Raw genomic sequence first — 9,298 nt, 5'->3', positions numbered from 1 at the left:
CGGTCTGGCAAAGAATCTGTGGCGAGGGAGCTTGCTCCCGCTGGACTGCGCAGCAGTCCTTCTTTTCTCAGGTGAAGAGGGGGCCGCTTCGCGACCCAGCGGGAGCAAGCTCCCTCGCCACAGGGCTTTCGTTGCCCCGACTGTTCGGCGTCAGCCCTTGCGGCTCCTCTTTTGTCTGTGGCTTTTTCATAAGGAAACCTGCGATGTCCCTGCATCCGGAACTCAATGCCTTCCTCGATCTGGCCGAAGAAAGCCAGGCCGATGGCCCCGGTCCGTTTCATTTGTCGACGCCGGCTCAGGCCCGGGAAGCCTTCGAGCGCACCACGGTGCAGTTGCGCTGGGGCGCGCCGGCGGATGTCAGTGTCGTGACGGTGCCGTACACCGCGCGTGATGGCGCCAGTCTGGAGCTGCGTTTATATCGGCCCGCCAATGCGCAGGCCGAGGCGCTGCCGGTGCTGGTGTATTTCCACGGTGGTGGTTATGTGGTCGGCAGCCTGCAATCCCATGACGGCGTGTGTCGCGAGTTTTGCGCGCGTACGCCGTGCGCGGTGTTGTCGGTGGGTTATCGCGTGGCGCCGGAACATAAGTTTCCAACGCCGCTCAATGATGGTGCTGATGCCTTGGCGTGGCTGGCGCAGCACGCTGTGGCTGAAGGTCTGGACATCAACCGCGTGGCATTCGGTGGCGACAGCGTCGGCGCGACATTGGCGACAGTGTTGGCCCTGCAATCGGCGCGCGATCCGGCTTCGCTGGCAATCACGCCTTGTCTGCAACTGCTCTGCTATCCGGTAACGGACGCCTCCACCAGCAGCCCCTCGACCGAGCTGTTCGGCGAAGGTTATCTGCTGGAAAGCGAGACGCTGGAGTGGTTCTACCGGCACTACGCCAACGACGCGGCGGATCGTCTCGACTGGCGCTTCTCACCGCTGCTGGCGACGGATTACCGAGGCATGGCCCCGGCCGTCATCGCCTTGGCTGGCCACGATCCATTGCTCGACGAAGGCCGCGCTTATGCCCGGCGTCTGCAAGAGCACGGCGTGACCGTGGAGCTGATCGAATACACAGGTTTGATTCACGACTTCCTGCGTCTGCAGAGCGTGGTGCCGGACATCGATAACGTCTACACCCAACTCACCCAAAGCCTGCGCACAGCCATCTCACACTAAACACGTCCCCTGTAGGAGCTGCCGAAGGCTGCGATCTGTTGATCTTCAAAAGCAAAAGATCGCAGCCTTCGGCAGCTCCTACAAAAAGCGGTTTCAGGGCATAAAAAAACCGGGCAATCGCCCGGTTTTTTTGTCGGTGGGGTGGCTTACCAGTCGTAAGACACTTCAACCGATGCCACGCGCTCCTGGCCGTAGTAGCAACCGAACGAGTAGTTGCAGTCCGAGATGTACTCACGGTCGAAGATGTTCTGCACGTTCACGCTGGTCTGCACGCCGCGCAGGCTTGGCGAGAGTTTGCCCATGTCGTAGCTGACGGTGGTGTCGTAGACAACGTAGGACGGCACGTCGAACGAGTTGGCCGCATCACCCGGCTTGCGACCGGTGTAGCGGGCGCCGACGCCGAAGGTCAGACCGTTGAGCGAAGCCTGGGTGAAGTGATAGTTGGCCCACACCAGCGCCGAAACAGGCGACTGTGCTTCGCTGCGGTTGTCTTCGTTGCCCCAAGTGTCTTTGGTGTAGAACGAGTCGAGGTAGCTGGCGGCCGCCATCACGTCGATGTTGTCGAAGGTCGATTTGACTTCCAGTTCGACACCACGCGAGCGCACTTCACCCGACTGCGCCTGGTATTGCGGGTACTCGGTGTCGCCGGTCAGCACGTTCTTCTGTTTGATCTGGAACACCGAAGCGGTGATCAGGGTCTGGTCGAACGGCTGGTATTTCACACCGATTTCGTATTGCTCGCCTTCGGTCGGCTCAAAGCCTTTGCCACCGCGCTCAGGCGCTGCAGTGCCGAGGGTCGGCAGGAACGATTCCGAGTAGCTGACGTACGGCGCGAGGCCGAAGTCGGTGACGTAGGTCAAGCCGACACGGCTGGTGAATTTGTGGTCACGTTTTTCTTCGACGGTGCGTGCCAGCAGATCCTTGTTTTCCACTTCGGCCCAGTCCTGGCGGCCACCGATGGTGAGGATCCACTTGTCCAGTTTGATCTGGTCTTGCAGGTACACACCGGTCTGGCGAATGGTGTTGTCCCACTTGGTGTCCAGTTGCGGCGTGACGCTGCTGGTGTCGTAGTTGTTGTTCGCGCCGTAAAGGTTGATCGGCAACACGTTGTAGGCGTTGTAGCCGTCGTACTTACGGTTGAAGTGGCGATAATCCACGCCCATCAGCGTGGTGTGTTCCAGCGCGCCGGTGTTGAATTTGTATTCCAGGTTGTTATCGACGGTGTACGCGGTGTTGTGCTGTTGCCAGTTCAGCTTGACCCGGTTGGCCTGGGTGTAGTCGGTCACGCCGGCGTCATCGGTGACGAAGCTGCGCAGGTAGAAACCTTTGTAGTCATCGCGCACGTCGGTGTAACGCGCGGTGGAGCGGTATTTCAAATCTTCGGTGAGGTTGTGGGTGAAGTCGTAGCCGAAGACGTACTGATCGCGTTTGTAGTCGTTGTATTTCGAGTCGCCGGAGAAGAATTCGCGGTCGATGCGCTCGCCGTTCGGGCCGCGCTTGAGCGAGCCGATCATCGGCAGCGCCTGATAGTCTTCCAGACCGTCGTCACGCTGGATCTGCGCGAGCAGGGTCAGCGAGGTGTCGTCGTTTGGCGTCCAGGTCAGGCTCGGCGCCAGCAACATACGCTCGCTGTGGGTGTGATCGACCTGTTGGCCGCCTTTTTTGCCAACGCCAACGACGCGGTAGGTGAACTCTTTTTGATCGTCGATCGGGCCGCTGGTGTCGAACGCGCCGTTAACCCGATCGTAGCTGCCGGCACCCAGTTTGACCTGGCTGCGCTGCTCGGCGGTCGGACGCTTGGACACCATATTGATGATGCCGCCCGGCTGGTTTTGGCCGTACAGCACCGAGGATGGGCCTTTGAGCACTTCGATGCGCTCAAGGGTGTACGGATCGATCTGCGGTGCGCCGCCGAGGCTGCCGGCATACGGCAGGTAGGCGCCGTCGAGGTACAGCGGCGTCGGTGCAAAACCACGGCTGGTGATTTCGTCGGCGATGGCGTTGCGGTCGGTGAAACCACCGACGTTAAGGCCCGGCGTGTAGCGCAGGGCCTGGGTCAGGTTGCGTGCGCCCTGGGTCTGCACTTGCTCGGCAGTGATCACGTTGATGGTCTGCGGGATTTCCAGGATCGGCGTGTCGGTCTTGGTACCGGTGGCGCTGCGAGTCGCGACATAGCCGTCGACCGGGCCATAGGCGGATTCAACCGCTCGGCCATTGATGTTGGTCGCGCCCAGCTCCAGCGAGTTACCGCTCGATCTGCCGCGCACGGTGACGGTGTTGTCCTGCACGGTGAACATGACGCCGGTCCCCACCAGCATCTTCGACAGCGCTTGCGACGGCGACAACCGGCCGCTGACCGGTTGGCTGCGCAGGCCCTGTACGTCATCAGCGCTGTACAGCACTTGCATGTTCGATTGCGTGCCCAATGCCTGCAGTGCGCTTGCCAGCGATTGCGCAGGGATATTGAAATTCACTTCTTCAGCCTGAACGTGGGCGCTGAACGGCAAGGCGAGGGCCATGCTGAAGGCGGTAGCGCTGAAGCCAGGTTGCAACAGGCGACGCATGATCAGCGCCTTGGTAAAACGTGGAATCCCCGGAATTGCTGGCATTGTGTTTCACTCTTGCAGGTTTTAAATGGGTTGTAGTTGTTATCGATTCTTAATTAGACGCACGAGCCTCAGAAAACCAGAATGAGAATCGTGGCTATTTACGCCGTTTGCAGTTCCGTGATGACTTTTCCCGCTTCCATTCGCACCAATTGGTCGGCGATGTCGAAATAACGGTCATCGTGGGAAATGACGATGATGGTTTTGCCCAGACGCTTCAGGTCGGGCAGCAGCTCGGTGTAGAAAATGCGCCGGAAGGTCGGATCCTGATCCGCCGCCCACTCGTCGAACACCAGCACCGGACGCTCTTCCAGCCAGGCATTGACCAATGCCAGACGCTTGCGCTGACCGGTCGACAGGTCGGTGGTGGTGAACGAGCCGTCACGCACGCTGACCTTGTGCGCGATCTCCAGGCGTTGCAGGTATTGGTTGGCGTCTTCGGGGATGTGCGTGTCGCCCTGTACCACGTCGTCGAACAGGTAGTAGTCGGCGAAAATCGTCGTGAACAGTTGGCGGTAGTCGTCGCGGGTGAGGGCGGTGACCACTTGCTCGTTGAGGCGGATTTCACCCTGCTGCGGCGCGTAAAGTCCCAGCAGCAACTTGATCAGGGTGGTCTTGCCGCAACCGTTTTCACCGACAATGAAAACGATGTCGCCCTGTTCGATCTTCAAGTTGACCGGGCCGAGTTTGAACGGCGTGGCGCCTTCGACCGCCGGGAAGCTGTAGGCGACGTCGGTGAGTTCGAGGCTGTGCACCGGGGTTTTGCGATTGCCCTGATCGCTGAGCAACAGGTGCGGCTCTGGCGAGGAGAACTGTTCCGACAACTCGGCGATGCGGCGGAAGGCGATCTGCGCGCGGCTGACAATCGGCAGCGTGCCAATCAAATGCTCCAGCGGCCCTTTCATGTACAGCAGCACCAGCACGAAGCCGCTCATCACCGCTTTGTCCGTGCTCGGCCAAAGTGATTGCAGGGCCAGCGCCAAACCGATCACGACAAAGAACAGCATCGAACCGAAGGTTTTTGCGACCACGAAGATATTCACCGAGCGAATCTGCGTGTCGCAGATTTTGTCGGCGGTGTGCTCGATACCCGAGACGAACATGCGATGACGACGTGGGCGGTGGATGCGCAGTTCCTTGGCGCCTTCAGCGATGGCGTTGTAGTGCTTTTGCAATTCGTCTTCGGAATCGCGAGCCTCCATGAAGCCTTTGATGCCGTGGCCGCGAGCGATGTATTGAACGATGGTGCCGATGATGATCGCCACCACCATCATCAGAAACATCGGCCACGACAGCATTGCCAGGTAGCCCATGCAGCCGAGTGTCACGGTGAGGGAAATGGCCAGCGGCGCGAAGGCAAAGGCGAAATCGCTGATGGTATCGACGTCGTGGGTCAGCACCGGAATCAGCCGATGGCTGCGATAGCGCTCGATCTGTTCGATCGGTGCTGAGAGCACCTTTTCGCCCAACTCTTTGCGCAGTTTGGCGATGATTTTCTGGCCGACGTAGTTGGTGCCGATGTCGGAGAAAATCGAACTGACCAGTGCCAGCAGACACAACCCGGCGAACGCGGCGACCACGGTGTTGGTCAGGCCGCCCTCGGCATGCAGCACATTATTGATTGTCGCCAGCAGCACCGTGACGCTCAGGCCACCGACCATGCCCAGCAGGATCGAGCCGGCAACAATCAGACGAAAGGGTTTGAGCAGGGTGAACAATTCATTGATCACCCCGCGTGTTGGTTTGCTCATGGAGGTTCCCTGCTTGAAAGAACGGCGAAGGCCGGCATCGGTCGCGGGCCTCGCCTGGGTGCGTAGAGGGCGGGGGCGCGTCGCAATGGATCGCGCCCACCTGTAAAACGACTGGAGGGGTGGTTAATTTAAGGGGCGCTGCGGTTACAGATCGCGGGCGACCCGGAAGCCGATCCAGTCGCCGCGATCACCCGGCACCAGCGCGTTGCGGTTGCCGGAGCGGGAGAACACCGGCGCCTCGCCCCAGTCGTTGCCGCGAATGCGCTTGAATTCGCACTTGCCGGTCAGCCAGGCGCTGCCGTCGCTCGGTGCGCCGACGTAGTTTTCGTTGTAGCAATCGGCCGTCCATTCGTAGACGTTGCCGTGCATGTCGTACACACCAAACGCATTCGGCGCGAAGCTGCCGGCCGGGGCGGTGAAGTTGTAGCCGTCGGCGGCGCCATAGGTGTTGGCGTGTTTGGCGATGCTGTATTCCTTGCCTTCATCGAACGGGAAGGGGAACGGCCCGCTGCTGCCGCCACGGGCGGCGTATTCGCGCAGGGATTCGCTGACCAGTCGGTATTGCTTGCCGGTCTTTTTCGACAGCCACGCGACGTAGGCATTGGCCTCGGCGAAGTCCATGCACACCGCCGGGTGGCGGTCGGTGTATTGCTTGCGCGGGTCGCTGCCCTGATAGTCCGGAATCCCCGCTTTGCACGCGCGGCCCGGGCGGTCGTCGCCGTCCGGCATCTGGTAACCGGTGTCCTTAAGGTAGGCGAACCATTCACCCTTGAGCACCTGAAAACGGCTGATGGCCAAGGGTTTGGCGAACGTCACCGGGTGCATCGGGCTTTCATCGGGCTCGCGGCCGACTTCGTCATCCGGGGTGCCCATGGTGAAGGTGCCGGTGGGCAGCACGACCATTTCCGGGCAGTCCTTGCAGTCCTTGAACACTTTGCCCGGCGCAGGTGGCGTGGCGGCCTGAGCGGCGCTCGGCATGAGGCCTGCGGCGAGGGCGGCGAGCACCAGAGCGGGCAGGGCTTTCAGGGAAAAACGAGGTAACTCACTGTTCATTTCGCGTCTCGCTAAAAAGGAAAAAGAGGGCAGGCTCACAGGGCCTGGTCGAGGATGCTCAGCAAGCGCTCGATCTGCGCTTCGTTGTTGAGCAGCCCCGGTGCGGTGCGGATCACCGGGCCGACGTCACGCTCGACGGCATCGGCAACCACACGGTTGGCCATCAGGTGCGCGGCGATCTTGTCGCTGTCCTTGCCCTTGACCCGGAAGAAGGTGAAACCGGCAGAAAACTCCGGACTCAACGGCGTCACCAGTTCGATCTGTGGGCGTTGCAGCAGACGTTTTTTCAGGTAGCTGTTGAGTTCATGGATGCGCGCCTGCACCTCGGCTTTGCCCAATTGCAGATGCAACTTGAACGCCTCGGTCAGCGCCCAGCGATGTTCGAAGGCGTGATAACCGCCCGGGGTCATCGTCGTGGAAAAGTGCTCAGCCTCGGAGAAGGTCGGGATGATCGGCGTGACGTATTTCACTTCCGGCGTGCGGCTGCAAACGATGCCGGTGCCGCGTGGGCCGAACATCCATTTGTGTGTGCCAGCGATGAAGAAGTCGCAATTCATCGCCGGGAAACTCAGGTCTTCAACGCCAAAACCGTGCACACCGTCGACCACGTAAATGATCCGGTCAGCATCGCTGCGCCCTTGGTTGTGTTTGTCGACCAGCGCGCCGATCGCGCCGAGCGGCAGCTTCACGCCGCTGCCCGAATGCACCCAGCACATGCCCAGAACGCGGGTCTCGGGGCGGATGCTGCGGTCGATGTTGGCGAGCAGTTGTTTCTCGCTGATCGTTTGCGGATCGTCGAACAGGCGAATCTTGCGCACCTTGGTGCCTTCACGTTCGCTGCGCAGTTCCAGAATCGTGTGGGTGGCGTAGTGCTCGTGTTCGGTGGTGAGGATTTCCTGATCGGCGCGCACGTGCACGCCGCCGTAAATCATGGTCAGGCCTTCGGTGGTGCTGCCGGTCAGGGCGATCTGCTTGGCATCGGCTTGCAGGTATTGGCCGGCCCAGACGCGCACATCGTGTTCGCGTTTTTCGATCACGCCGACGTCCCAGTCCATCGCCAGCCCCGGGTTTTTATCGAGTGCGGCGCGGTGCATTTCAATCGCGTCGCGCACCGGTTTCGGGTGGCTGGTGATGAGGAAGTTGGAGAAGTGCAGGTACTCGGGATCTTGATTGAACAGCTGCTGCAACTGCGCCCATTTATCGCGCGGCAACGGTGCGATCGGCGTGGCGGCAGCAACGCTCGGCAGGCTCGCGCCGAGTGGCAGCGCCGCCGCGAGGATTCCGGCCTGCTTCAAAAAGTCACGACGATTGCTCATGGCTTGACGGTGTCCTGAGCAGCGGCCACTGCCGGTTTGGCGGATTTCTCGACCTGATCCCAGACGCGCAGGAAATTGCCGCCCCAGAGCTTGGCGATGTCGGCTTCGGAGTAGCCGCGCGCGAGTAATTCGGCGGTGACGTTGCGGATCTCGCCAACGTTCTCCCAGCCTTTGACGCCGCCGCCTTCGTTGAAGTCCGAGCTGATGCCGACGTGATCGATGCCGATCTTGCGCACGGTGTAATCGATGGCGTCGCCCAAGTCTTTGAGGCTGGCTTTCGGCTCCTCTTCGAGAATCGCGTAGAGCTGACCGGCGTACTCGCCAAATTTCTGCTCCGACCACGCGGCGATGATCGGGTCGCCCGGCATCAGCGCCATGGCCAGGTTTGGCAACGGCGGCAGGTCGTAGCGTTTGCGCAGTTCGTTGAGCTTGTCCTGAGTGCCTTGGGTCAGCGGGCGCAGGTACTGCGAGAAGCCGACGATCTGCACCACGCCGCCACTGTTTTTGATCAGCTGCAGTTCCTTGTCGCTGAGATTGCGCGGAATATCCACCATCGCCCTTGGTGCGGAGTGCGACGCCACCAACGGTGTGCGGCTCAGTTGCGCGACTTGTTCAAGGGCCTTGGTCGACATCTGCGAGACGTCGATGATCACGCCCAGATCGTTGAGGCGTTTGACCGCTTGCTTGCCCAGATCCGAGAGGCCATCGAGGGCGTCCGGCGAATCGTTGAAGAACGGCAACGGCCGCGACGAATCAGCCCAGTCGTTGTTGCCGATGTAGCTGAAACCGAACATGCGCATGCCGCGCGCCGTCCACAGATCCAGCAAGTTGAGGTCGTGGCCGAGCGGGTAGGCGTTGAGCATGCTGATGAAAATCGCAAACTTGCCTTCGCCGTGCAGGCGACGGAAATCGGCGGGGGTGTAGGCGATCCCGACCTGATTGGGGAAGTCGCGCACCATGCCGGAAATGATCTTGTAGCGGATCTCTTGTTGATTGCGCGCCTCGTCGACGAAACCGGCGGTGGGTTTGTGCGGGGCGTTGGCGCCGTTCCAGATTTCCGGCCAGCCGAAAATCGTCAGCGCTGCACCGGACAGGCGACCACGGTTGGCTTTGACCAGGTCGAACTGGCCGCTGCCGTCCTTGTCGACCTCGTTGCCGGTGGTGCCGAAATCCTGGGTGACGGTGATGTGGCTGTCGAACGAGAGCATGTGCTCGTGCAGCGCTTCGGCCTGCTGCATGACTTTGTGCGGGTAGCCGGGATTGTCCTTGAACCAAATGTCCCACACCGCAAAAGCAGCGCCGGCGCTGACCGCCAGAGCCAGCGGCAGGCCGATGAAAAGAGCCTTTTTCGAACGTGGTTTTGTCATTGCCATCTCAGTCAGGTTCGCCGTCGAGGTGCAGGCGCA

Annotated in this window: 6 protein-coding genes; 1 reads left to right on the top strand and 5 read right to left on the bottom strand. The window is 60.8% G+C overall.

All coding sequences use genetic code 11. From position 1 onward, the window contains the following. The first annotated feature begins 203 nt into the window (after positions 1-203). On the top strand, positions 204-1,166 hold the full coding sequence (locus ACP3TY_RS15865) for an alpha/beta hydrolase (protein WP_426617951.1): 963 nt from the start codon (positions 204-206) through the stop codon (positions 1,164-1,166). A 146-nt stretch (positions 1,167-1,312) separates the two neighbouring features. Here ACP3TY_RS15865 and ACP3TY_RS15860 read toward each other — a convergent pair whose 3' ends face one another. The 5 genes from ACP3TY_RS15860 to pvdM all read right to left on the bottom strand — a co-directional run bounded on the left by ACP3TY_RS15860 (position 1,313) and on the right by pvdM (position 9,259). Beyond that, positions 1,313-3,775, bottom strand: a complete 2,463-nt coding sequence (locus tag ACP3TY_RS15860) for a TonB-dependent siderophore receptor (RefSeq protein ID WP_426617950.1) — start codon at positions 3,773-3,775, stop codon at positions 1,313-1,315. Between the two features lie 98 nt (positions 3,776-3,873). Further along, positions 3,874-5,523 carry a cyclic peptide export ABC transporter gene (locus tag ACP3TY_RS15855; RefSeq protein ID WP_400647566.1) on the bottom strand — a complete coding sequence of 550 codons (1,650 nt, stop codon included), beginning with the start codon at positions 5,521-5,523 and terminating at the stop codon, positions 3,874-3,876. Between the two features lie 144 nt (positions 5,524-5,667). Then, the gene (locus ACP3TY_RS15850) at positions 5,668-6,576 is read right to left on the bottom strand and encodes a formylglycine-generating enzyme family protein (protein ID WP_426617949.1); all 909 of its coding nucleotides are present in this window, start codon (positions 6,574-6,576) and stop codon (positions 5,668-5,670) included. Positions 6,577-6,611: 35 nt separating this feature from the next. Beyond that, a complete protein-coding gene (locus ACP3TY_RS15845) occupies positions 6,612-7,892 on the bottom strand; it encodes an aminotransferase class V-fold PLP-dependent enzyme (RefSeq protein ID WP_426617948.1) in 1,281 nt (426 codons plus the stop codon). Then, positions 7,889-9,259: a pyoverdine-tailoring dipeptidase-like protein PvdM gene (gene pvdM, locus ACP3TY_RS15840; protein ID WP_426617947.1), complete on the bottom strand. Its 1,371-nt coding sequence runs from the start codon at positions 9,257-9,259 to the stop codon at positions 7,889-7,891. Before pvdM ends, ACP3TY_RS15845 begins: the two co-directional genes overlap by 4 nt. Positions 9,260-9,298: the final 39 nt, after the last annotated feature.

It is taken from the genome of Pseudomonas rustica (genome assembly GCF_049959085.1).
GTDB lineage: Bacteria > Pseudomonadota > Gammaproteobacteria > Pseudomonadales > Pseudomonadaceae > Aquipseudomonas > Aquipseudomonas rustica.
The sequence above is the reverse complement of the archived record's forward strand: the minus strand, read 5'-3'. Positions and strand labels throughout refer to the sequence as shown.